Source organism: Prescottella equi (assembly GCF_020171745.1).
Lineage (GTDB): Bacteria > Actinomycetota > Actinomycetes > Mycobacteriales > Mycobacteriaceae > Prescottella > Prescottella equi_A.
In genome coordinates, this window is record NZ_JAIVAH010000004.1 from 345,162 (window position 1) to 366,819 (window position 21,658).

The following is a 21,658-nucleotide window of genomic DNA, read 5'->3' on the forward strand; positions in this document are numbered from 1 at the left end:
CGCCTGAAGAGGTTTGGTCAGCTGATCGCGCAGTTGGCGGTGTCGACGTAGCGGACACCGTCGTCGCTGCCGCCAACAGCGATTCTGCCGTCGCCGTGGTCGGCGATCTTCTCCGCGCCACTAACGCTCGCACTGCACTGTTCCAAACCGGCAGCGAGGATGACGAGATTGCCGTCGATCAGCTTCGCCGACAGTCCATCGCCCAAATCGATCGTGCTTGCAGCCGGACGAGGTTGCGCCGTCGTGGTGGTCGGCGCTGCTGTCGTACTCAGCGTGGTTGTCAGCTCCGTCGTTGTAGATTCCGTCGTTGCAGATTCCGTCGTTGTCGGAGTTGATGTCGTGGGCGGCGCAGCCGTCGTCGATTCCGTCGTTGTCGGAGTTGATGTCGTGGTCGGCGCAGCCGTCGTCGATTCCGCCGTTGTGGGCGCGCCCCGGTCGAAGTTGACCATCTCGCTAGCGCTGGTCACTCCAGGCGGCAATCCCGTACCGGAAGTAGCCGAACCACTGCAATTGACTCGATAAACAGTTGGCTGGTGCAAAGTCCAGCCAATCCAGTCCGCTGACATCTCACCGCTAATTCGATTCACCGCATAAATTCGGACATAGTAGTTCTTATTGGTGCGTCGACCAACAGTATTTCCACTCACTCCGTCGAAATAGATTCGAGTGCCCACACTGAGTCCCGATGTATCCTTGTTGGCCTGCGTCTGCGCAACTGAGCCGTCATATAGCACGTACATCCTATAGTTGAACGCCTGATTGATGTGCGTCAAACTCACCTGCGAATCATAATTGTCGAGCAAGGCATGTGTGCCGTTCTTGTAGGTGTCGCACCATGCCTCTGTGGCCCGGGGTAGCACGTTCGCGGCCGCGGACAGCGATCCCGATGTCGCGTTCACCGTATCGGTGCTGGCAGCGCTTGTTTCCACCGCTTGTGAGACGCCAAGGACTGTCAGGGCGGCCGCGCATCCGACGAGAATCGTGCGCACGGGACGACGCTTGAAATGGTCAGACATGGCTGCCCTCCTGTGGCGGCGAGAGTTCATCGGCCGCGGCATCGCCGGCCGGCATTTCATCGTTGGTCGCTTGCGTTGTATCGCTGATAGATCGGTTCGGGCCGAACGCGAGCATCATCAAGACACCCGCCAGAACCCCTCCGATAAAGATCGCCACTCGACTGGACATCCACGACACGACGTAGCCCAGCGTCGGAACATGGACGAACACCTTCTTGACTTCGGTGATCGAGTACGGCAGTGGGTCCGCTTGCATGTTGGCGTCACCTTTGAGGATCACCGTCGCGGCATCATCGCCCGAGGGATCGATCGAAACCACACGGTGTGTGATCGACACTCCTTCTGCGTTCTCGACACTGATGATGTCGCCCTCCTGAACATCCGAGGCAGGGACTGTCTTCGCAAAGGCAAGGGCACCAGTGCCGATCGTCGGCGACATCGACCCAGAGCGGAAGATCAGTGGCGTGATACCGAAGAAGATCGATACCGCGGCCAGGACAATGCACACGACGCCGGCAGCGGCGCCAAAATTCAGTGCGATCTCACGCCAACCCCGCCGACGCAGGGGCGCGCCAGGCACATCGTGGTTCGACGTCGAGGACATGACTACGTACCGATCGCGTTGAACTCGATGATGGCGGTGGCCGACTTACCGTTGGTGGCCTTGGTGACTCCACCGGAAAGTTGGATCTGGAAGCACAGCGTTTCCGATGGTGCGCTTCCGCCGAGCGCACGCGCGGTCGTGATCAGCGGCTTCGAGGTACCGACGGCCAGGGTGGTCGAGCCGATGTTCGAACCGTTCGAGCAGGTCTTCGCGTTGCCCGTTCCGGCCACGGTTGCACCACTGAAAGCGGTCAGCGTGAGGAACCCGGCCATACCCGCGTCGCCCGTCGCTGAGGCCTTGGCGGTGTATGTGAAACTGCCTGGCCCGGTGTTCTTTACGACGAGGGTTGCCGCCGTCGTCTCCAGGGGCATCAGTCCCGTTGCAGCAAGCGTGGTGAACGCTGCATTGGGACGATCATCGTTCACCTTCATCTCGATCGGGATGGAACCAACGCTGAAAACGCCAGTCGTCGCGGTCGCACTGCTCGACCATGCCGCCATCGTGCCGACCGCGCCGAGGCCGAAAACCATGCCTAGGGACAGCACCGCGCGCGTGCGAGTCCACGCGGACTTCCCCATCCGCAGACTCATCCGCGCTCCCCTCCGTTGGTCCTGCTGTCGAGACATTGTGCTGCCCTATTTCGTTTCTGTGGTTGATGTCAGGCCCGGGTCCGCGGGACCGTCCGCCGGACCGCCGTTGCCGCTACTGCTGTCGCCGCTGCCCGCGGGGCGGCTATTCCGGTCTCTGAACGAGCCGCCGAACATCCAGAGTGCATAGCCCGCCAGCGCCACCCCGACGACCGTGACAAGCACCGAGCGGGACTTGCCGCTCAGCAGTGAGTTCACCCGCCCCAGTTGCGGCACCGAGTACCAGACGCGGCCGCGAACCTGTTCCGGCACAAGCACCCAATCGTCAGCAACATTGTTGGCGTCGCCCTTGGTGTAGATCCGCATCTGGCTCTGCGCGTCGTAGTAGATCCCTTCGACGCGATGGGTGACCACCGCCGGGTTCCCCGAGTACGGCTGGAATGTGATGACATCGCCGGCGCTCAAGTCCGCTGCCGGAGTCGGCTTTACGACCACCAGCGTGCCTGGCGGCAGGCCGGGCTCCATCGAACCGGTGAGCACCGTGTAGGGGGTTGCCCCCGACAGTCGCGGTACGACCACCATCGCCAGCAGCACGGCCCCCACCGCCAGCAACAACACCCACGAGACGATGTTGCGCACCCACCACCACACCGAGGTCGCGTCCGAATCTCCGGACGCCACCTTCTCGAGAGCATGGCGGGCGCCGTCTGAAGTGGGATCGGCTGCTTCGACGGACGTCATCGATCTACTACCGCTCCGAACGTGAACTTGGCGGTGGCGCTCTGGCCGCTGGTCGCAGTCGAACCCAGCGTGGCCCGCAGGCAGAGTACCTCGGACGCACCCGACGCCACCTGTCTCTGTGGTGTCGTGGCGCCGCTCATGGCTCCGGTCTCGTAAAGCGTGGTACCCGTGAGAGTTCCCGAACTGCACGCAGCCGCCGACGCGACCTTGACGATCTTCAGGTCGATCGGGGGTGCAGTCTTTGTCGGCGATGGCGTGACAACCACCGACTGCAACTTGTAGCCCATCTGCACGTTGCCGGTGTTGAACACCTCAAGGGGCTTCGAGACGCTCTCGCCAGGCTGCTTGTCCTGCAGCTTGAAGTCGGACAGATCGAACGCCTTGTCGTTGATCTGGCCGGCCGAGATATCTAGTCTGCCGGTGTGAATCGTGGTGGGCGCAGTTGTCTTGGAATCACTCCAGGCGGCGCCGGTCGCCTGCACTGAGGCGAACCCCAGAGCCAGGACCGACGCCGCCGCGAGCGCCCACTTGTAGTGAGACTTCACAGGGTTCCTTTACGGAGTAGCAGCCGCCGGAGCCGTCTGCTTCAGGGTGACCGCAACATCGCTGATGTCAATCGTCTTGTTCATCGAACCGGTCTCGGTCCCAGCGAAAGTGAGCGTTCCGGTGACGGTGACCTCGGTGCCATCGTCTTCCTCGTCGAGACCAGTCAGGTTCCCTGCGGAACCGTCGGTGCTGAAAGTAAGGCCAGAGGGCAGCGCGCCGCCGCTCAAAGTACCGACAGTGAGATTGGCCGTAAGGTTCGTACCCTCAATACCGAGAACGTAGGTCCCCGTGTAGGTCACGGAGTCGCCGGGGACGAGAGTCTGCGTCGCGGGATCGAAGGTGCCGGTCTTACCCGGGGTGCTCCACTCCCATCCCGCAGTCGTTCCGGACTTCTGCGTGACGGTCAGGTGGCCGGACTTGATGTCGGCTCCAGTCACGGACTCGGAAGCCGTCCACGCCGCCATCGTGCCCGCACCACCAGCAAGGAGCACGGCGGCAGCACCGGCCGCGATTGCGCCCTTGGTCTTCTTGTTCATGTCGCACGTTCTTTCTGTCGAGACACCGCCCCGCCGCGTGTCAGGTTGTCGCACCGCCACAGTGTGGCTGTTCGTAGCCGACTGTTTGTTTCGCACAGCCGTTTTGGCGCGCAGAGGCACACCCCCTGCGTTAACCGAGTGTCGAACTTCGGCACCCACCCCACACTCCGCCTGACCAGGCCATGGGCATGGACAACGCCGCGAGCAGAACTGGTGGATCCCGCATTTCCACGGCACCCCGACACCAACCGACGAGTCGGACGTCCGTTCAGGAAGGAAGATATGGCACCAACTGCACCCCTGTCCAAGGATTGGCCAAATCTCCGTTAATTCTTCAACCGGACGGTCGCCACTTTAGCGACACGACTGCCATCCACCCGACGCCCACCCTGCCGCCGGACCCAGCAATGCCACACCGCGCCACCTTCGTTCAACGCCGATCGTGCCGGCGAAGCTGAACAGCCACGCGCCGAGATCAATTCGCCACCACCGACCCCAACAGCCAGCTCCGAGCCGAAGGGTTCATCCGAATATGGACGATTGACCAGTTCTTGTTACAGATGAGCCGCTCGGGTGCTAGAAATAGCTGCGCAAGAACCGGAGGGTTCGGACAGCGGTCGGCCAAGCGCGCCTACACAGCGACCGCAGCGCGCGCCAAGCATGACCCAACGTGTAGGACTTCATCGACAACATTCGGCCGCCATCGTCCTGCGGTGCGGTCCGCAATGTTTGTCGGTACCAGAGGGGGAGCTCGACAGGTGACGCAAGCGCCAGCAGGCGGGCGAGACTCTCACCGAGAACCCGACCGATCCAATCGAATCAGCGGCGAGTGCCTGAACCGAGACAACTGAGAGAACCGATGCAGACATACAAGAAGGCCCTGGCTGCCGGTGTTGCGATCAGCGCCGCGCTGTTGACCTCCGCGTGCGATCCGACCGGCAGCCTCGGCAGCGGAAGTGCCGGTGGCGCAACCACCACCACGCCGGCCGGACCCACTACGACGGCACCCCCGACGACGATCGGTGGAGGCGGCAACGGGTCGGGCTCGCTCTCGATCACACAGGTCACCGCACCCACGTGGAGCGATCAGAACGGCCCGATCAACATTTCGACTTTCCGCATCGTTCCCGGTGACGTCCTCACATACAAGGGCAGCTACCGGATCAACCTCTCCGGGACCGACCTGAAGGCGAAGCTCACCGTCGACGACATCACTTTCACCGGCGGCGGCCAGCTCAAGGGCAAGCTGCAGCCCCAGGTGACCGCGACCATCGGCGGCAACGTCGTCCCCGGCGGGCCCACGGGCATCGTCGTCACCCCCACCCAGAACAACGCGATCGTCGACGTGGCAGCCAAGTTCACGTTCGATCCGCAGACCTCCGGCATTGTCGGACAGGCCGACTCGGCGAACTTCGCGGACTTCCGCGTCCGACTCGAGCAGGTCATCTCCTAGTTCCCGAACAGACTCGAGGCCACCGGCGGACCCCCTCCCAGCCGGTGGCCTCAATTCTCATTCCCGCGCCCTCCCGATCCGGCACCGGAGTCGGGTGAACGACGTTGCGCGGGAATGGGCCGCGTGCGCGCCCCTGTCGCACGCCACGCAGCGCCGGTTCATCACCCCCCATGAACCGGCGCTGCGTCATATCCGCCTTGCCGAGACACCGAACCTGCCTAGCCGACCCGAAAATGGCGAACGGGCGGTTGTCCGGCTATCGGCCGAGGGCCGTGCCGAACAACCGCCCGTTCAGGGTCGGTAGGACGAAATTAAGACGCGAGGCTGCCCGAGCTACCTGCGCCGGCGAAGAGGCAGGACAGCGAGCCCAAGGAACCGCTCGGGACACAGCCCGGATCGGGCAGTTCTTCAGGGGTGAAGCCGACGGCCCACATCGGGTTGGCATGACCGTTCTGGGTGCCGTTGTTGGCGTCGGCCGGCATGCCGACGACGAGGTCGATGTTCGCAGTGGCACCGGGCTCGAGATGGACCGAGCGGACCTCCGCACCCGGCGCCACGGCGCCACCGTCGGTCAGCGTCACCGACGTTCCGGCGTTCCCGTCGACGTCCACCCGCACGCTGGCGATCATCCCGGGCGACACCGTGTACTTGCCCACCGCGAAACCGACCCAGCCCGCGACACCGGAGGCGTTGCGCACCTGGAAGGTGGTCTTCAGCTCCTCGCCGGGCACCAGCAGGCCGTTGTTCCACGAGATCTTCTCGGTGCCGCCCCACGTGGCGCCGTTGTCGGACGAGTACTCGACCGTCGCGGGCTCGTCGGCGCGCGCGACGGACGGCACGGCGATCACGGCGAGGGCCGAGAGGAACAGCGCAAGCAGCAAGGCGCCCAGGAGCTTGCCCGGCAGCGACAGCGCCCCGGACACACGGGTGATAGCGGTCATTTCGCGGAGCCTAGAGCAGCAAACCTGGCCAAGCGTCCAATTCGGCGATATTGGATGCGTCACGCGAGTCGAACTGGCGTGCACCGCCCCGCCACGAGTGGCCTACCGTGGTGTTGTGACGAAAGAATCGAACCGCAACACCGCCGGCGCCTCCACCGAGCCCGGCAAGGGACTGTTTTATGCGGCAGTCGTCAGCTTCCTGATCGGTATCGCGGCCATCGTCGCCATCTTCTTCGTCCACTCGCTCTCCGAGGGCGACCCCGGTCTGGTTCTCTACTTCATGACGCTGGCGTGCCCGCTCGGCTTCGTGCTCGCCATCGCATACGCCCTCCGCTCCGGCCGCCGGAGTCACTGAAAGGAACGACCATGAGGATCCTGCTGAACATCATCTGGCTGATCTTCGGCGGCCTGTGGCTGGCGCTGGGCTACTTCCTGGCCGGCGTCGTCATGTGCATCCTCATCATCACGATCCCATTCGGTATCGCGGCGTTCCGCATCGGCGTCTACGCGCTGTGGCCGTTCGGCAAGACCGTCGTCGACAAGCCGACCGCGGGCGTGGGCTCGCTCATCGGCAACGTCATCTGGCTGATCCTCGCGGGCATCTGGCTCGCGATCGGCCACATCGTGTCCGCCATCGCGATGGCCATCACGATCATCGGCATCCCGTTGGCGATCGCGAACCTCAAGATGATCCCGATCTCGCTGATGCCGCTCGGCAAGGAGATCGTCGACGTCGGGTCCCGCGATCAGGCGCAGTGGTCCCCCGCCTGATCCGCCCCGAACCGTTCCGGATCCGTTCCGGATTCTGAGACAGACCACCCTGTATACCTGTGATCTCGATCACATTACGCGTCGATAACGGAGCGGTGTCGACCCGTGACCATCCGAACCCCGGCGCGACTAGCTGGGGATAAGCCGTCTTAGTCGAATCCCGCACGCGAACAACACAAGACGCGCCGCGTTATCAACCAGTGACGTTCGGCGGCGGATTCTCGTACCGTCGTTTTCGGCCGCAACCTCGGCCACACCGGGCCCGCCGCGCCAAACCCCGTCCAGTGGGCCCGGAAGCACCCACGAACCATCCATGGACGGGGACGGGGGACCCAAGGTCCTCCGGGGAAACAAGTCCCGAACGAGGGACTACCCCGCAGGCATCGGGAGAGCAATCTCCCTGGGGGTGAAGCCAGACCCGCTCCAACCAGGAGTGGCGAGGCCGGGCGACCTCTCAGTCCGAACCCGACAGCTGACCTCGCAGGCGCGTGCGGAGAGGAAACGACCGACATGAGCGGACGCCATCGCAAGCCGACTACCACCGGCCGTACCGTCGCCAAGGTCGCCGTCACCGGCGCCATCATGGGCGTGGGCGGCGTTGCCTTCGCCGGCACCGCCAACGCGGCCCCCGATTCCGACTGGGATCGCCTGGCGCAGTGCGAGGCCAGCGGCAACTGGGGCATCAACACCGGCAACGGCTACCAGGGCGGGCTGCAGTTCTCGCCCAGCACCTGGACCGGCCACGGCGGCGGCCAGTTCGCCTCCACCGCGGACAAGGCCACCCGTGAGCAGCAGATCGTCGTCGCCGAGCGTGTGCTCGCGTCGCAGGGCTGGGGCGCCTGGCCGTCCTGCTCCTCCAAGCTCGGCCTGAGCAGCGCGCCGTCGCAGCGCAGCGTCCCGGCCACCCCCGCGCCGGCCCCGGTCGCCCCGGCCCCCGTCGCCGCCGCCCCGGCTCCGGCCGCACCGTCGGCCGTGCAGGCCGCGTTCGCCGGTATCGACGCGCTGATCGACGCCGCCGAGGACAACGGCATCGTCATCCACCAGGACGTGCTCAACGCCTACGACGCGGCGAAGTCGTTCGACTTCAACCAGGCGGCCATGCAGAACATCGCCGGTGTCGCGAACCAGTCGCAGAGCTGATCGCCCCACCCGGAACAGCAAACGGGCCCCTCGCCATCGGCGAGGGGCCCGTTTCGTTGTGTGTGCGCGTCAGCGGTTGATCACGGTGTGCGGGTGCACGTAGGGCAGAGAATCCACCGGAAGGGGGAACTCCGTCTCCTCGCCGAACGGCGAGAGGTTGCCTGCACGGCTGGAAGACAACTCGGTAACCGCGTGATCTCCATCCGCAGTTTCCGGCCACCCTGGATCGACATAGCGCTTCTTCGAATTGTTAGCCACGCGCCCATTTTGACAGGAGTGCGAAGCGCGGTACAGCCCAGGTCACTAATCTCATACTCGATGACCCCCACGCCAGGCACCGAGGGCGCCGCCCAGACCGCGTCGACCGCACCGACACCGACCCTGACCAGCTGGTTGGGCGACCGCAAGGATGCGGCGCTCACCGAGCTGCTGCGGCTGCGTCCCGACCTCGCGGTGCCCCCGCCCGCCACCTCCGCCGTCCTCGCCGCCCGCGCCGAGCAGCGCGCGTCGGTCATGCGGGCCGCCGACCTGCTCGATTCCCTCGAGTTCACGATCCTCGAGATCCTTGCGCTCGAGCAGGCCGACCAGATGCCGGTGGCCCGGCAGCACGTCGACGAGGCGCTGGCGGGCCGGGTACCGCAGCGCACGCTGGACCGGGCGCTGACCCGGCTGCGCGCGCTGGCGCTGGTGTGGGGCGACGACGAGCACCTGCGCATCGTGCGCGCCGCGGTGGAGGCGATCCCGTGGCGGGTGGGCCGGATCAACGCCGAACCCGACGAGCTGAGCGAGGACGAGATCCGCGCCGCGCTCGACGCCAGCGAACCGAACGAGCGCGACCTGCTGACCACGCTGGCCCGGTCGTCGCCGATCGGACGCACCCGCGACGCCGCGCCCGGCACGTCCCCGGACCGGCCCGTGCAGCGGCTGCTGTCCCGCGGACTACTGCGCTGGATCGACGCCGAGACCGTGGAGCTGCCGTCCGGGGTGGGCCAGGTGCTGCGCGGCGAGGCCGTGTTCGACCCGTCCTCCCCCACCCCGCCGCCGCTGTCCGGCCGCAAACGCAAGCCCGCCGACGTCAACGCCGCCGCGGCCGGTGAGGCCCTCGAGCTCGTCCGGCACTGCGAGGACCTCGTCGCCGCGCTCGGCGACGCCCCCGCACCGGCCCTCAAGGCCGGCGGGGTGGGCGTGCGCGAGGTGCGCCGGCTGTCCAAGGCCACCGGCGTCGACGAGGCCCGCGTCGGCCTGCTGCTCGAACTGCTCGCCGCGGCCGGCCTGATCGCGCGCGGCATCCCCGATCCGGCGCCGCTCACCGACGTCGACGACTACTGGGCGCCCACCGTCGCCGTCGACGGCTGGCTCACCGCCGGCACCGCCCGCCGCTGGGCCACCGTCGCCGGCGCGTGGCTGACGCTGCCGCGGCGGCCCTGGATCATCGGCAGCCGCGACGCCACCGACAAGCCGATCTCGGCGCTCTCGGAGGAGGTGCGCGCGCCCGGCGCCGCGCACGAACGCCGGCTGCTGCTCGAGCTGCTCGCCGAGACCGGCGGCAAGGAGGTCTCCGCGACCGAGGCCGCCCGCCTGCTCGCCTGGCGGCGCCCCCGCTGGGCCGGGCGGCTGGGCCCGCACGTCGTCGAACGCACGCTCGGCGAGGCCCGCACGCTCGGACTGGTGGCGCACGGCGCGCTCAGCTCCCCCGGCAAGGCGCTGCTGCACGGCGGCGACCCGGAGGCCGAGATGGACGCGGCCCTGCCCGAGCCCATCGACTACGTGCTGGTGCAGGCCGACCTCACCGTGGTCGCCCCCGGGCCGCTGATCCCGGAACTGCTCGAGCAGATCACGCTCGTCGCCGACATCGAGTCGGCCGGCGCCGCGACGATGTACCGGATCAGCGAGGCCAGCATCCGACGCGCGCTCGACGCCGGACTCACCGCGTCCGAGCTGCAGACGCTGTTCGCGACCCGCTCCAAGACCCCGGTACCGCAGTCGCTGACCTACCTGATCGACGACGTCGCCCGCCGGCACGGCCGCCTCCGGGCCGGGGTCGCCGCGTCGTTCATCCGCTGCGAGGACCCGGCGCTGCTCGCCGAGGTGCTGTCCTCGCCGGTGGCCGAGCACCTGGCACTGCGCGCGCTCGCCCCCACCGTCGTGATCTCGCAGGCACCGCTCAAGGAGGTGCTCACCGAACTGCGCGGCGCCGGGTTCGCGCCGGCCGGAGAGGACTCGAGCGGCGCGATCGTCGACCTGCGCCCGCGCGGGGCCCGCGTGTCCGCCGCCCGGGCCGCGCGCACGCGTGTCCCGGCGGTGCCCACCGACGAACAGCTCGCGGCGCTGGTGCGGTCGCTGCGCTCCGGCGACAAGGCGGCGGCGTCGTCCGGGCTGGGGCTGCGCAGCGACGGCACCCGCGCCTCCACGGCCGCGACCATGACGCTGCTGCAGACCGCCGCGCAGGTGCGGCGGTCGGTCACCATCGGCTACGTCGATGCGCAGGGCGTCGCGTCGCACCGGATCGTGCAGCCCGTCAGCGTGGGCGGCGGACAACTGGACGCACTCGATCAGGCGTCCGGCGAGGTGCGCCGGTTCACCCTGCACCGGATCACGTCCGTCGCGTTCGCAGACTGAACAGGGCTCGCCTCCAACGGCATTGGTGCCGGTATCCGTGCTCGGACACGCTCACGCCGCTCTGCGACATTTGAGCTGAACCACCCGTTTCGGTCGCTAGTGTTCCGCAGTGAAGTGCCCGGGGTCGGTGCCGCCGCCGAGCCCAGGGAGTCGGGGCTTCCGCGGCGATTCCGTGCCGGGGCTGTCCGACGACGTGTCGAGGCGGTCCAGTCCCGGAAGGAAATTCGCACATGGTTCTGTTCCACCCGCCCGGCTCACGGCGCGACACGCGCCGTCGGACCGGCCGATTCCACACCGCCCTCGCGGCACTCGCTGCGGCGGGGATCGTCCTGTCGGGTGCCGCGACCGCGGCCGCGGCACCCGTCGGCGTCCCGGTCCCGCCCGGCGGAGAGGTGGCCGCCTGGGGATCCGACGGCTACGGCCAGACCGCCGTGCCGGCACCGCCCGCCGGACAGTCCTACACCGCTGTCGCCGCGGGCACCCACCATTCGCTGGCGCTGACCTCCGACGGGCAGATCGTCGCCTGGGGTGCCGACCGGTACGGACAGAGCCAGGTTCCGGTCCCGCCCACCGGCCAGACCTACACCGCCGTCTCGGCCGGTGAAGCCCATTCGCTCGCACTGACTTCGGCCGGACGGGTCGTCGCCTGGGGCGACAACCGGGACGGGCAGACCGAGGTCCCTGCGGCGCCTGCCGGGCAGACCTACACCGCGGTCTCCGCCGGCTTCAACTATTCGCTGGCGCTGACCTCCGCCGGGCAGATCGTCGCGTGGGGATCCAACGGCTTCGGGCAGGCCGACGTCCCCGAACCGCCTGCGGGACAGACATTCACCGCCGTCGCCGGCGGTGAACACCATGCGCTGGCGCTGACCTCCGCCGGACAGATCGTCGGCTGGGGCGACAGCGACTACGAGAAGCTCGATGTGCCCGCGCTGCCGACCGGGCAGACGTACACCGCCGTCGCCGCGGGCCGTGGTCACTCGCTGGCGCTGACCTCCGCCGGACAGGTCGTCGCCTGGGGATCGAACAGCGACGGCCAGACCGACGCGCTGCCGCCGCCGTCCGGGCAGACCTACACCGCGATCGCCGCCGGCTACTACCACTCGCTGGCGCTGACCTCCGCCGGGCAGATCGTCGCCTGGGGATACAACGGCGACGGGCAGATCGACGTGCCGACGTTGCCCGCGTGGCAGTCCTACGCCGCCGTCGCCGCCGGCGCCTCCCATTCACTCGCCCTCGTGACGCCGCCGGGGCAGGCCCCTTCGATCACCGGCACCGCCCCGGCCGCCGTCACCGGCCGGCCCTACACCCACGTGTTCACCGTCACCGGCACCCCCGCCCCCACCGCGGCCGTATCCGCCGGCGAGTTGCCCGACGGGCTGACGCTGTCCTCGGACGGGATCCTGTCGGGCACGCCCACCGCCGCCGGGCAGTTCGGCTTCACCGTGACCGTGTCCAACGGCATCGGTGACCCCGCGGACCTGTCGGTCGTCCTTCAGGTCACCGACCCGGAGCCGAGCGCCACGGGATCGATCGGGAGCCTCGGTTCCCTGAATTGGACCTCCTGACCCGTCGACTCCGCTACGAGTGGTCATGCGGGCCACGCCGCCCACATGACCACTCGTAGAGCCCCGAACTGCACGACTGGCTTTTTCCTGGAAAACGGCTATGGTCTCGGTCAAGTGATTGCCACTTCGAATTCAGGAGCGACAATGGCAGACCGAAAACCCGGTAAGAGTCTGAAAAAGTCCGGACAGTCCATCAAGGAAAAGCGGGCGGAAAAGCGCGAGCGCGCCGCTGATGCCGGTGAGTTGATCAAAAAGCGGAAGCGCCACTGACGGATCTCGCCATGACCCGCGAGGCCCCGGCGCCCGACGCGCCGGACGTCCTGGACCACCTGCACCGGAAACTGGACCTGCTGCTGGGCGACGACGCCCCCGGGCAACCCCGCCCGACCGGCTTCCGGTCCGCGATCGCGTCGGCGAAATTGTTCGTCCTCGACGAACGTGCACAAAATTCTGGTTTTCACAAATTTGCCGACGCCGAAAAAAGAGGATCCTGACGTGAAGCGGACCCTGCTCGCCCTGGACAGAATTCAGACGCGACTGGAAAACGAACTCGACACCACCGAAGTCCGCTCCGAACGGGACGCCGGATATCGCGCCGGAATTTCCGAGGCGCTGGTGCAGGTGATGGAGACAAGAAAAACGCTCACCGCCGAACGCTGACCCGATCGTGAAGGATTTCCGTCGGCTACCGACGGAAATCCTTCACGATCATCGCGGGCGGGCGCCGTCGAGGAACAGCGCGACGATCCGGCGCATGTCGTCCGGCGCGGACGCCAGATCGCCGGCACGCACCAGGTGGAGGAACGCGTTCATCAGGAACTGCGGATCGCCCGCGATGTCTCCCTCGGCGACCGCGGCCGCGAACAGCGCCGCGACAGGGTCGAGGATCTCGGCCACGTACAGCCGCGAGATGCGATCCTTCGTCTCGGCACCGACGTGATCGAGCGCGTCGTAGACCCGCTGCTCGAACGAGATCGTCGCCCCACCGTGCTCGGCGGCGGCCGTCGCCAACGCGACCAGCCGCTCCTCGAGCGTGCCGCCGTGCACGAGCGCCTGCCCGATCCCGTCGTGCAGCGTGTCGATGTAGCGCACCGCGACCGCGGCGTACAGGTCCTCCTTGCCACCCGGAAAGTGGTGGTAGATCGACGGTTTCCGGATCCCGACCGTGCGGGCCACCTCGACGAGCGAGATGCCCGGATAGCCCGTGGCCGACAGCTGGTCGCCGAACGCGTCCATGATCTGCGTCCGGGTGTCTGCCCCAGCGGTCATCGGTTCCTCCGTGCGTGGTCGAGCGCGACGGCACAGGCGGTCAGCCCGGCCGCGACGAGCGTAACGAGGACGACGGCGGCGACCGGTGCCGCGTCGAGCGCACTGCCGCTCTCGAGTTGACGCGCGACGTCGACGACGTAGGTGAGCGGATTGACGGTGGCGACCGCACCCATCCATCCGGAGAGTTTGTCGACGGGCGCGAAGACGCCGGTGAAGAACGACAGGCCGAACACGACCAGCGTCACGACGTTCACCGTCGACTCGGACGCCGCCCGCAGCGCGACCGCGATGCTGACGAGCGCGACGGCGACGCCCAGGACCAGCAGCACTGCGAGCATGCCGGCGGTGCCCGCCCAGGTGGTCGGCCGGTAGCCGAACAGCACCGCGCCGCCGACCGTGGCGACCAGCAGCAGTGTCATCCCGAGGAGGGTCGCGACGAGCGCCCCGACGAGGAACGGCGTGGTGGTGCCGTGCGCCATGCGGAGCCGGTCGAGATAGCCGCTGGTGGCGTCCCGGAACACGAGGGTGCCCGCCGACCCGGCGCCGGTGGCGACGGCGGTCAGCAGGATCAGCGGCAGGATGAAGGCGATGAAACTGCCGCCGGACAGGTAGGACGCACCGACGTTGCCGAGCTGCCCGTTGTAGACGAGCAGGAAGAACAGCGACTGCGCGAGCGGGCTGAGCAGCAGTGCCGGCGACCGCAACACCGTGCGGGTCGATCGGCGCATCGCGGCGACGGTGACGGCGAGCGCGGGCGTCCGGGACGAGGTCGGGCGGGTTGGGGTCGGGCGGGGCGTGGCGGTCAGGGTTCGTGTGGTCACGGCGGGATTCCTTTCCATGTCGGGGTGGCCGGGTCAGGCGGTGGCCAGGGCGACGAAGACGTCGTCGAGGGACGGCTCGGTGAGCCGGATCTCCTCGACGTCGCGTGCGACGGCGCCGATCTCACGCAGGGCCGCCTCGAGCGCCGCCGACTCGCGGGGCAGCGCCAGCCGGACGGTGCCGGACGCGTCGGGCACGGCGTGGAATCCGGCGCGGGTGCCGGCGACCAGCCGGTCTGCGGCCGCCGCGTCCGCCAGGCCCAGCGTCAGGGTGCGGTCGCCGACCCGGCGTTTGAGGGTGTCCGGCGCGTCGTGGGCCGCGACCCGACCGGCCCGCAGCACCACGATGTCGGTGGCGAGCACCTCGGCCTCGTGCAGATCCTGCGTCGAGATCAGCAGCGTCCGGCCGTCGTCGTTGAGTCGCTTCAGCTCGTCCCAGAACTCCATCCGGCTCAGCGGGTCGAGGCCCGTGGTCGGTTCGTCGAGGATGACGACGGGCGGCTCCCCGACCAGCGCGACGGCCAGGTCGACCTTGCGGCGGGTGCCGCCGGACAGCTTGTCGATGCGGGTGTTCCGGTGCTCGCCGAGGCCGAACAGTTCCACCAGTTCGCGGGTGCGGGTCCGCGCCGCGGCCCGGCCCGCGCCCAGCGCCGCGGCCTGGAAGTCGAGGACCTCGACCGGGGTGGCCATGGGATCGAGGGCGTTCGACTGCGGGGTCAGCCCAATCAGGCGGCGCACGTCCCGGCCGTGGACGGCGGCGTCGAGGCCGTCTACCCGGACGGTGCCCGACGTCGGCGTCCGCAGTGTGCAGATGACCTCGAGCAGGGTGGACTTCCCGGCGCCGTTGGGCCCGAGCACGAGCGTCCGGCTCCCCCGGCGCACCGACAGCGAGACATCGTCGAGCACCCGCCGGTCGCCGTAGGACTTCGTCAGAGCGGTCACCTCGACCGCGAGATTCGTGTTCGTGCGCATTTCCTCAGCCTACCTACCGGTAGGGCGGCCCGCGTAAGGGGGCGCCACATGGCGGGACGACGCCGACGTCTGGACAATGGTCTGGTTACCGTTCCGCTGCTAGGAGGCGCACGTGACCGACGGCCCGCTGATCGTCCAGTCCGACAAGACCCTGTTGCTCGAGGTCGACCACGAGCGCGCGAACGACGCACGGCAGGCGATCGCACCGTTCGCGGAACTGGAGCGCGCCCCCGAGCACGTGCACACCTACCGGATCACCCCGCTCGCGCTGTGGAACGCGCGCGCGGCCGGGCACGACGCCGAGCAGGTCGTCGACGCGCTGGTCTCGTTCTCCCGGTTCGCGGTGCCGCAGCCGCTGCTGGTCGACATCGTCGACACGATGGCCCGCTACGGCCGCCTGCAGCTGGTGAAGAGCCCGGTGCACGGGTTGACGCTGGTCAGCCTGGACCGCGCGGTGCTCACCGAGGTGATGCGGCACAAGAAGATCGCCCCCATGCTCGGCGCCAAGGTCGACGACGACACCGTGATCGTGCACCCCAGCGAGCGCGGACACCTCAAGCAGATGCTGCTCAAGATCGGCTGGCCGGCCGAGGACCTCGCCGGCTACGTCGACGGCGAGGCGCACCCGATCGACCTCGCGTTCGAGGAGGGCCACTGGCACCTGCGCGACTACCAGGAGATGGCGGCCGACTCGTTCTGGGCCGGCGGGTCCGGCGTCGTCGTGCTGCCCTGCGGCGCCGGTAAGACGATGGTCGGCGCGGCCGCGATGGCGAAGGCCAAGGCGACGACGCTGATCCTGGTCACCAACACCGTCGCCGGACGGCAGTGGAAGCGCGAGCTGATCGCGCGCACGTCGCTCACCGAGGAGGAGATCGGCGAGTACTCGGGCGAGAAGAAGGAGATCCGCCCGGTCACCATCGCCACCTATCAGGTGATCACCCGCAAGTCGAAGGGCGAGTACAAGCACCTCGAGCTGTTCGACTCCCGCGACTGGGGCCTGGTGATCTACGACGAGGTGCACCTGCTGCCCGCGCCGGTGTTCCGGATGACCGCCGACCTGCAGTCCCGCCGCCGCCTCGGGCTCACCGCCACGCTGGTCCGCGAGGACGGCCGCGAGGGCGACGTGTTCTCGCTGATCGGCCCCAAGCGCTACGACGCGCCGTGGAAGGACATCGAGGCGCAGGGCTGGATCGCGCCCGCCGACTGCGTCGAGGTGCGGGTGACGCTCACCGACGCCGAGCGGATGGCGTACGCGACGGCCGAACCGGAGGAGCGCTACAAGCTGTGCTCGACGGCCCGGACCAAGCACGCCGTGGTGAAGTCGATCCTGGACAAGCACCCCGGCGCGCCGACGCTGGTGATCGGCGCCTACCTGGACCAGCTCGAGGAACTCGGCGAGGAACTGGGCGCCCCCGTCATCCAGGGTTCCACGCGAAACAAGGAACGTGAGCTGCTCTTCGACCAGTTCCGCAACGGCGAGATCCAGACCCTCGTGGTCAGCAAGGTCGCGAACTTCTCGATCGACCTGCCCGAGGCGTCGGTGGCGGTCCAGGTGTCCGGCACCTTCGGCTCCCGGCAGGAGGAGGCGCAGCGTCTGGGCCGACTCCTGCGTCCCAAGCACGACGGCGGTCAGGCACACTTCTACTCGGTGGTCGCTCGGGACACGCTCGACGCCGAGTACGCCGCCCACCGTCAACGCTTCCTCGCCGAACAGGGCTACGCGTACCGGATCACGGACGCCGACGACCTGCTCGGCCCGGCCATCGGATAGGACCCCTCACCCGTGCGACGCTTCGAGTTCCCGGTCGACAAACTTCACGCCAAGGCCGTCAACGAGACCCTCGGCGACCTGCGGCGGCTGCAGTGGTCGGCCGCGCTGATGGCGGTCCTCCTCGGCGCCGGCGCGGCCTGGATGTTCGTGCTGGCCCATCCGTGGTCGTACATCCTCGGCGTGGTGCTGGCGATCTGCGCGCTGACCTCGCTGTTCATGGTCGTGTGGACGCCCCGCAAGGTGGGCAGCATCGAGGACCTGTACGCGAAGGGCGACCTGGTGCCGGCGGTGGTGTCCGAGGTGCATCCGCGCGGCTACACGCTGCTGTCGCTGGTCGACATCGCCAAGCCCGGAGCGACCAGGCCGCACTACGCGCTGGCCGCCCGCACCGTGCGCACGCTGCCCGGCAAGGCCTACGCGGTGGGCGCGAAGCTGCCGTCGGTGTCGGTGCTCGGTGACCGGGGTTCGCGCTCCGACGGCGAGACGTGGCAGATGGTCAGCTTCATGCCGGTCTCCTGGGGCACCCGCGACAGCAAGGTGCTCACCAAGGCGTCGGCCGCGATCGGCGACGCCGAGTGGAAACTGCTGAACAAGAGCATCGCGAAGTCGGAGAAGGTGCGCGGATCGGAAGGTCAGTTCGTGCTGCTCGATCCGGCGGATCTGCCCGACGAACTGCGCTGACGCACAGCGAATTACAACGACGGGATTCACCCCGGTCCCACTCCCCTGGGGCCGGGGTGTCAGATCATCAGGGCCGCAAGGCCGACGCCACCGACCGCGACGAGCGCGATCGTGAGGGCGAGGGTGACGGACCCCATCAGCACCACTGTCGCGAGGGCCGGCACGGCCGCGACCATGATCAGCAGGGCGACCCACCACAGCGCCGTCCCGACGGAATTGGATCTGTCGAATTCCAAGTCTTGCAACATGTTCGGCCGGACAGCGCCGGTCATCGGCCGGGGAAAGGACCCGTTGGTTCGGAGTTCCATAGAGGTGACCTCCTTCAGGGGGTCAGCTCAGTCTCTCGCACTTCGGTCGATTTCGCAGCCGTGTCGGCAGACCGATCGACATTGACCACTGTGTCGCGTTCGCTTGAACGCGTTCCGGGCCACCGAACCTGTTGAACGCTGAACGTTTTTCGGATGAACGTCAATTGAACTGAAGTGCAGCAACTTCGATGATCAACGCACCGGAAGCAGCCCCATCACCGCCGCGAGTTGCGTCGCAATCGGGTTGAGGTTCAACGCATCCGGGGCCACCTTCGGCTTGCCGTCCCACGGCTGCGCGACGCTCGGATCGGCCAGCGCCGCACGCTCGGCACTGCGCACACCGGTGACGCTGCCCTGCGGCGCGAGGCACCGGACGTCGGACGCGAACGGGAAGTCGTCGCGGGTGTCGTCGAAGTCGGGGTCGCGTCGCTTCATCTCGGCCAGGATCTCGTGCGTGCTCTCGTAGCCGATCGTGCACGCGGGCGGATTGTTGGTCTCGAGGATGATCCCGAAGTGGATGGTGCCGTCGCCGGGCGCGACGGCCCGGGCCGCCACCGGCAACGCGGGCAGCAGTTGCAGCATCGAGCGCAGGTAGGGCTCACGGCCGGGCGCCAGCGACGTGACCTGCTGCGTGTTCGCCAGCACCTCGGTGAGGTCGGCGCCGCTCTCCCGGACCAGCGCACCCACCTGGTCGCTCGCCGCCGCGCCCGTGCCGATCAGCTTGCGGACGTCCGGGTCGCTGGACCGCAGCTGGGCGGCGAGCGCGTCGAGGTCGGTGCTGAACGAGCGGATCGACGACGCCTGGTCGGCCTGGCTGTCGAGCACGGTGCGACCGTCGCCGATCAGGTCCAGGGTTTGCGGCAGCGCGGCGGCCGCCTCGCGAGTGAAGGCATTGAGCGAGTCGACGACGGTCTGCAGGTTGTCGCCCTGCCCGTCGAAGGCCCTGCCGAGTTCGGTCGCGACGGTGTGCAGCCCGTCGGCGGGCACGGACCGGGCGAACGCGTCCACCGAGGCCACGAGGTCCTCGACCGGGGTCGGGACGGCCGTGTTCTTCCGGTCGATGACCGACCCCTCCGCCAGGTACGGCCCGTCGTCGGCGGTGGGCTGCAGGTCGACGTACTGCTCGCCGATCGCCGACCGGTTCGCGACGATGGCCGCCGCGGACGCCGGCACCTGCGGGCCGCCGTCGTCGAGGCGCAGTTCCACGCGGACGCCGTCGGCGGTGAGCTGCAGGTCCCCCACCCGCCCCACCGGAACACCCCGGTAGGTGACCTCGGCGTTGGTGAAGATGCCGCCCGAGGTCGGCAGGTCGACGAACACCGAGTACTGCCCGAAGCCGAGGAGGTTGTCGATGCGGGCATACTTGCCGCCGACGAAGACGATGCTCAGGACGGCCAGGATCAGAAAGGCCGCGATCTGGCCCTTCGCCAGCTTCGAGATCATGTTCATCGCCGCCGGTCCTCCATGCTCGCCCCGAAGAGAATGTCGGCGAGATCACCCGAACCGCCCCACTGTTACGCAGGCAACACGCTACAGCTATCCGTTACCTGGGGTCACATTCATGTGATCGGGGTTACAAAGTGGACAAATGTCCGGCCGGCGCTGCCCCTTCCCCTCCCGCGTTTTGCGCACTTATCGCGGGGATCCGGGGGCCCGGAGTCGCGATAAGTGCGCAAAGCGCGAGGGGAGGCCGGGCGGGAGGGGGCGTCGTAGGATCGCGGCATGAGCGCTCCGACTCTCGCGGACTCGTTCGAATCCCATCGCGGCCACCTGCTGTCGGCGGCGTATCGCCTCACCGGCAGCGTCAGCGACGCCGAGGACGCCGTGCAGGAGGCGTGGCTGCGTCTCGCGGGCGCCGACGCCGACCGGATCGACGACCTGCGGGCGTGGCTCACCACCGTCGTCGGACGCCTCTGCCTCGACCGCCTGCGCTCGGCGACGGCCCGCCGCGAGCGCTACGTCGGCCAGTGGCTGCCCGAGCCGATCGTCACGGACCTGACGCCGTCGGCGATGCCCGACCCGCTGGAGTCGGTGGTCCGGCAGGAGGACAACCGCCTGGCCGCGCTGATCGTGCTCGACACCCTCACCCCCGACCAGCGGGTGGCGTTCGTGCTGCACGACGGGTTCGGGGTGCCGTTCGGGGAGATCGCCGGCGTGCTGTCGGTGAGTGTCACCTCCGCCCGTCAGCTCGCGTCCCGGGCCCGACACGCCGTCGCCGACGCCCCGCCGCCGGTGCCGGACGCCGAGCACACCGAGGCGGTCACTCGTTTGATGGCCGCGATGGCCCGCGGCGACCTGGACGCCGTCCTGGACGCGCTGCACCCGGACGCGATCACCATCGGCGACGCGAACGGCACCACCCGCACCGCCGTCAACGTCATCACCGGCGCCGACCACACCGCCCGGTTCTTCCTCGGGCTGGCGCACAAGTACGGTCTCGAGGAGTTCCTGGCCGCCGCGCAACCGGCGCTGGTCAACGGCCAGCTCGGCTTCGTCAGCCACGGCTCCCCCGGCGACGACACCCACCCCGGCTTCCCGGGGCGGGTCACCGGCTTCACCGTCCGCGACGGCCGGGTGTGGGCCGCCTACGACATCGCCAACCCCGAGAAGCACGGCGGGATCAGGCTTTCCGCTCCTCCTGCGTCCCCGACTCCTCCGTCGCCCACGGCACCCGGCACGCGTCGCCCGAGTTGAAGCCCTGGTCGTGGATGCCGAGCGCCGAGTTCATCCGCGAGCGCATGTTCTCCAGCGCGATCTGGTAGGTCAGCTCGACGACGCCGTCGCGGCCGAACCGCCGCTCGAGGTCGGTCACTTGTTCGTCCGTGGCGGTCGTGGGTGTCTCGGTCATCGCGTCCGCGTAGGCGATCGCGGCCCGCTCGTCGTCGCTGTACAGCGGCGAGGTGTCGTAGTCGCCGATGTGCTGCAGCCGGTCGATGTCGAGGCCCTCGAGTCGCTGCAGCATGGTGCCGAAGTCGACGCACCACGAGCATCCGACGGTCCACGCGACGCGGTAGACGGCGATGTCGCGGACGTTCGGCGGCAGCACCGTCGACGCCTTCTGCGCGCCCATCTCGTGCCGCGCCGACACCGTGAACAGCCTGCGGTGGTTGGCCAGCACCGCGAACGGTTCCGGTACCTCGCCGAACCGGCGACCGGCGTACCAGTAGGCGGCCTTCACCAACGGACCGGCCTCCTGCGGTGTCACTGCGTGAATGCGAGCCATGAGGTCCTCCTGCTCGTCGGGGCGCCGTTTTGCGCCCGTTCACCCTGTGGACGAGACAGCGCCCGCAAACGTGACACGGCCGGGTTCGGACGAC

26 protein-coding genes and 1 riboswitch are annotated in these 21,658 nt (G+C 68.3%); of the genes, 12 read left to right on the top strand and 14 right to left on the bottom strand.

Going from position 1 to position 21,658, the window contains the following annotated elements; genetic code table 11:
• Positions 1-17 precede the first annotated feature (17 nt).
• The 6 genes from LCL87_RS02995 to LCL87_RS03020 are packed head-to-tail and all read right to left on the bottom strand — an operon-like array spanning position 18 to position 4,030.
• Complete coding sequence (locus tag LCL87_RS02995) at positions 18-1,016, bottom strand: hypothetical protein (RefSeq protein WP_225016506.1); 999 nt, start codon at positions 1,014-1,016, stop codon at positions 18-20.
• Positions 1,009-1,620, bottom strand: a complete 612-nt coding sequence (locus LCL87_RS03000; RefSeq protein ID WP_225016508.1) for a signal peptidase I — start codon at positions 1,618-1,620, stop codon at positions 1,009-1,011. Before LCL87_RS03000 ends, LCL87_RS02995 begins: the two co-directional genes overlap by 8 nt.
• A 2-nt stretch (positions 1,621-1,622) precedes the next feature.
• Positions 1,623-2,210 carry a SipW-dependent-type signal peptide-containing protein gene (locus LCL87_RS03005; protein ID WP_225016510.1) on the bottom strand — a complete coding sequence of 196 codons (588 nt, stop codon included), beginning with the start codon at positions 2,208-2,210 and terminating at the stop codon, positions 1,623-1,625.
• Positions 2,211-2,255: 45 nt separating this feature from the next.
• The gene (locus tag LCL87_RS03010; protein WP_225016512.1) at positions 2,256-2,948 is read right to left on the bottom strand and encodes a signal peptidase I; all 693 of its coding nucleotides are present in this window, start codon (positions 2,946-2,948) and stop codon (positions 2,256-2,258) included.
• Complete coding sequence (locus LCL87_RS03015) at positions 2,945-3,493, bottom strand: hypothetical protein (RefSeq protein ID WP_225016514.1); 549 nt, start codon at positions 3,491-3,493, stop codon at positions 2,945-2,947. The genes LCL87_RS03010 and LCL87_RS03015 overlap by 4 nt, the downstream gene beginning before the upstream one ends.
• A 9-nt stretch (positions 3,494-3,502) precedes the next feature.
• Complete coding sequence (locus LCL87_RS03020; protein WP_225016516.1) at positions 3,503-4,030, bottom strand: alternate-type signal peptide domain-containing protein; 528 nt, start codon at positions 4,028-4,030, stop codon at positions 3,503-3,505.
• An 859-nt stretch (positions 4,031-4,889) separates the two neighbouring features.
• Here LCL87_RS03020 and LCL87_RS03025 point away from each other — a divergent pair.
• Positions 4,890-5,483, top strand: coding sequence for an alternate-type signal peptide domain-containing protein (locus tag LCL87_RS03025; protein ID WP_225016519.1), 594 nt, complete (start codon positions 4,890-4,892; stop codon positions 5,481-5,483).
• Between the two features lie 311 nt (positions 5,484-5,794).
• Here the strand turns inward: LCL87_RS03025 and LCL87_RS03030 are convergent, their stop codons facing one another.
• Positions 5,795-6,424 carry a hypothetical protein gene (locus LCL87_RS03030; RefSeq protein WP_225016520.1) on the bottom strand — a complete coding sequence of 210 codons (630 nt, stop codon included), beginning with the start codon at positions 6,422-6,424 and terminating at the stop codon, positions 5,795-5,797.
• 115 nt (positions 6,425-6,539) lie between these two features.
• Here LCL87_RS03030 and LCL87_RS03035 point away from each other — a divergent pair, with 115 nt between their 5' ends.
• The 3 genes from LCL87_RS03035 (at position 6,540) to LCL87_RS03045 (ending at position 8,335) form a co-directional block, all read left to right on the top strand.
• Entirely contained in the window at positions 6,540-6,779 is a 240-nt protein-coding gene (locus LCL87_RS03035) for a hypothetical protein (protein ID WP_225016521.1), read from the top strand.
• A gap of 11 nt (positions 6,780-6,790) precedes the next feature.
• Positions 6,791-7,195, top strand: a complete 405-nt coding sequence (locus LCL87_RS03040; protein ID WP_225016522.1) for a YccF domain-containing protein — start codon at positions 6,791-6,793, stop codon at positions 7,193-7,195.
• Between the two features lie 330 nt (positions 7,196-7,525).
• Positions 7,526-7,698: riboswitch (cyclic di-AMP (ydaO/yuaA leader) on the top strand.
• A 7-nt stretch (positions 7,699-7,705) separates the two neighbouring features.
• Entirely contained in the window at positions 7,706-8,335 is a 630-nt protein-coding gene (locus LCL87_RS03045; protein WP_225016523.1) for a resuscitation-promoting factor Rpf1 domain-containing protein, read from the top strand.
• A gap of 69 nt (positions 8,336-8,404) precedes the next feature.
• On the opposite strand, the gene LCL87_RS03050 is transcribed toward LCL87_RS03045, so the two are convergent.
• A complete protein-coding gene (locus LCL87_RS03050) occupies positions 8,405-8,593 on the bottom strand; it encodes a hypothetical protein (RefSeq protein WP_031937314.1) in 189 nt (62 codons plus the stop codon).
• Positions 8,594-8,653: 60 nt separating this feature from the next.
• Here LCL87_RS03050 and LCL87_RS03055 point away from each other — a divergent pair, with 60 nt between their 5' ends.
• The 5 genes from LCL87_RS03055 (at position 8,654) to LCL87_RS03075 (ending at position 13,182) form a co-directional block, all read left to right on the top strand.
• The gene (locus tag LCL87_RS03055; protein WP_225016524.1) at positions 8,654-10,954 is read left to right on the top strand and encodes a helicase-associated domain-containing protein; all 2,301 of its coding nucleotides are present in this window, start codon (positions 8,654-8,656) and stop codon (positions 10,952-10,954) included.
• A gap of 230 nt (positions 10,955-11,184) precedes the next feature.
• Positions 11,185-12,522: a putative Ig domain-containing protein gene (locus LCL87_RS03060; protein ID WP_225016525.1), complete on the top strand. Its 1,338-nt coding sequence runs from the start codon at positions 11,185-11,187 to the stop codon at positions 12,520-12,522.
• A 45-nt stretch (positions 12,523-12,567) separates the two neighbouring features.
• Complete coding sequence (locus LCL87_RS03065; RefSeq protein ID WP_225016715.1) at positions 12,568-12,792, top strand: hypothetical protein; 225 nt, start codon at positions 12,568-12,570, stop codon at positions 12,790-12,792.
• Between the two features lie 11 nt (positions 12,793-12,803).
• Positions 12,804-13,016, top strand: coding sequence for a hypothetical protein (locus LCL87_RS03070; RefSeq protein WP_225016526.1), 213 nt, complete (start codon positions 12,804-12,806; stop codon positions 13,014-13,016).
• 1 nt (position 13,017) lies between these two features.
• Positions 13,018-13,182: a hypothetical protein gene (locus LCL87_RS03075; protein WP_225016527.1), complete on the top strand. Its 165-nt coding sequence runs from the start codon at positions 13,018-13,020 to the stop codon at positions 13,180-13,182.
• 48 nt (positions 13,183-13,230) lie between these two features.
• Here LCL87_RS03075 and LCL87_RS03080 read toward each other — a convergent pair whose 3' ends face one another.
• The 3 genes from LCL87_RS03080 to LCL87_RS03090 are packed head-to-tail and all read right to left on the bottom strand — an operon-like array spanning position 13,231 to position 15,581.
• Entirely contained in the window at positions 13,231-13,791 is a 561-nt protein-coding gene (locus LCL87_RS03080) for a TetR/AcrR family transcriptional regulator (protein WP_225016528.1), read from the bottom strand.
• Positions 13,788-14,612, bottom strand: a complete 825-nt coding sequence (locus LCL87_RS03085; RefSeq protein ID WP_225016529.1) for an ABC transporter permease — start codon at positions 14,610-14,612, stop codon at positions 13,788-13,790. The genes LCL87_RS03080 and LCL87_RS03085 overlap by 4 nt, the downstream gene beginning before the upstream one ends.
• A gap of 33 nt (positions 14,613-14,645) precedes the next feature.
• Positions 14,646-15,581 carry an ABC transporter ATP-binding protein gene (locus LCL87_RS03090; RefSeq protein ID WP_225016530.1) on the bottom strand — a complete coding sequence of 312 codons (936 nt, stop codon included), beginning with the start codon at positions 15,579-15,581 and terminating at the stop codon, positions 14,646-14,648.
• Positions 15,582-15,693: 112 nt separating this feature from the next.
• Between LCL87_RS03090 and LCL87_RS03095 the strand changes: the two genes are divergently transcribed.
• Both LCL87_RS03095 and LCL87_RS03100 read left to right on the top strand, forming a co-directional pair.
• Positions 15,694-17,352 carry a DNA repair helicase XPB gene (locus LCL87_RS03095; protein WP_225016531.1) on the top strand — a complete coding sequence of 553 codons (1,659 nt, stop codon included), beginning with the start codon at positions 15,694-15,696 and terminating at the stop codon, positions 17,350-17,352.
• A gap of 12 nt (positions 17,353-17,364) precedes the next feature.
• On the top strand, positions 17,365-18,033 hold the full coding sequence (locus LCL87_RS03100; RefSeq protein ID WP_225016532.1) for a DUF3239 domain-containing protein: 669 nt from the start codon (positions 17,365-17,367) through the stop codon (positions 18,031-18,033).
• A gap of 59 nt (positions 18,034-18,092) precedes the next feature.
• On the opposite strand, the gene LCL87_RS03105 is transcribed toward LCL87_RS03100, so the two are convergent.
• Together LCL87_RS03105 and LCL87_RS03110 are read right to left on the bottom strand one after the other, a co-directional pair.
• Positions 18,093-18,269 (bottom strand): hypothetical protein, encoded by a 177-nt coding sequence (locus LCL87_RS03105; RefSeq protein ID WP_225016533.1) that lies wholly within the window; start codon positions 18,267-18,269, stop codon positions 18,093-18,095.
• A 264-nt stretch (positions 18,270-18,533) separates the two neighbouring features.
• Positions 18,534-19,784: an MCE family protein gene (locus LCL87_RS03110; RefSeq protein ID WP_225016699.1), complete on the bottom strand. Its 1,251-nt coding sequence runs from the start codon at positions 19,782-19,784 to the stop codon at positions 18,534-18,536.
• Positions 19,785-20,063: 279 nt separating this feature from the next.
• On the opposite strand from LCL87_RS03110, the gene LCL87_RS03115 reads away from it, so the two are divergent.
• Positions 20,064-21,035, top strand: a complete 972-nt coding sequence (locus tag LCL87_RS03115; RefSeq protein ID WP_225016534.1) for a sigma-70 family RNA polymerase sigma factor — start codon at positions 20,064-20,066, stop codon at positions 21,033-21,035.
• On the opposite strand, the gene LCL87_RS03120 is transcribed toward LCL87_RS03115, so the two are convergent.
• Positions 20,962-21,564: a carboxymuconolactone decarboxylase family protein gene (locus LCL87_RS03120; protein ID WP_225016535.1), complete on the bottom strand. Its 603-nt coding sequence runs from the start codon at positions 21,562-21,564 to the stop codon at positions 20,962-20,964. The two genes, LCL87_RS03115 and LCL87_RS03120, sit on opposite strands and share 74 nt — an antisense overlap.
• Between the last annotated feature and the right edge of the window lie 94 nt (positions 21,565-21,658).

What these genes read in the sequence shown, in the direction of transcription:
- LCL87_RS03065 (WP_225016715.1), top strand. Translation starts at nt 12,568, where the DNA reads ATGACCACTCGTAGAGCCCCGAACTGCACGACTGGCTTTTTCCTGGAA.
- LCL87_RS03060 (WP_225016525.1), top strand. Translation starts at nt 11,185, where the DNA reads ATGGTTCTGTTCCACCCGCCCGGCTCACGGCGCGACACGCGCCGTCGG.
- LCL87_RS03005 (WP_225016510.1), bottom strand. Translation starts at nt 2,210, where the DNA reads ATGAGTCTGCGGATGGGGAAGTCCGCGTGGACTCGCACGCGCGCGGTG.
- LCL87_RS03010 (WP_225016512.1), bottom strand. Translation starts at nt 2,948, where the DNA reads ATGACGTCCGTCGAAGCAGCCGATCCCACTTCAGACGGCGCCCGCCAT.
- LCL87_RS03030 (WP_225016520.1), bottom strand. Translation starts at nt 6,424, where the DNA reads ATGACCGCTATCACCCGTGTGTCCGGGGCGCTGTCGCTGCCGGGCAAG.
- LCL87_RS03000 (WP_225016508.1), bottom strand. Translation starts at nt 1,620, where the DNA reads ATGTCCTCGACGTCGAACCACGATGTGCCTGGCGCGCCCCTGCGTCGG.
- LCL87_RS03080 (WP_225016528.1), bottom strand. Translation starts at nt 13,791, where the DNA reads ATGACCGCTGGGGCAGACACCCGGACGCAGATCATGGACGCGTTCGGC.
- LCL87_RS03120 (WP_225016535.1), bottom strand. Translation starts at nt 21,564, where the DNA reads ATGGCTCGCATTCACGCAGTGACACCGCAGGAGGCCGGTCCGTTGGTG.
- LCL87_RS03115 (WP_225016534.1), top strand. Translation starts at nt 20,064, where the DNA reads ATGAGCGCTCCGACTCTCGCGGACTCGTTCGAATCCCATCGCGGCCAC.
- LCL87_RS03045 (WP_225016523.1), top strand. Translation starts at nt 7,706, where the DNA reads ATGAGCGGACGCCATCGCAAGCCGACTACCACCGGCCGTACCGTCGCC.
- LCL87_RS03090 (WP_225016530.1), bottom strand. Translation starts at nt 15,581, where the DNA reads ATGCGCACGAACACGAATCTCGCGGTCGAGGTGACCGCTCTGACGAAG.
- LCL87_RS03025 (WP_225016519.1), top strand. Translation starts at nt 4,890, where the DNA reads ATGCAGACATACAAGAAGGCCCTGGCTGCCGGTGTTGCGATCAGCGCC.
- LCL87_RS02995 (WP_225016506.1), bottom strand. Translation starts at nt 1,016, where the DNA reads ATGTCTGACCATTTCAAGCGTCGTCCCGTGCGCACGATTCTCGTCGGA.
- LCL87_RS03070 (WP_225016526.1), top strand. Translation starts at nt 12,804, where the DNA reads ATGACCCGCGAGGCCCCGGCGCCCGACGCGCCGGACGTCCTGGACCAC.
- LCL87_RS03055 (WP_225016524.1), top strand. Translation starts at nt 8,654, where the DNA reads ATGACCCCCACGCCAGGCACCGAGGGCGCCGCCCAGACCGCGTCGACC.
- LCL87_RS03020 (WP_225016516.1), bottom strand. Translation starts at nt 4,030, where the DNA reads ATGAACAAGAAGACCAAGGGCGCAATCGCGGCCGGTGCTGCCGCCGTG.
- LCL87_RS03110 (WP_225016699.1), bottom strand. Translation starts at nt 19,784, where the DNA reads ATGATCTCGAAGCTGGCGAAGGGCCAGATCGCGGCCTTTCTGATCCTG.
- LCL87_RS03040 (WP_225016522.1), top strand. Translation starts at nt 6,791, where the DNA reads ATGAGGATCCTGCTGAACATCATCTGGCTGATCTTCGGCGGCCTGTGG.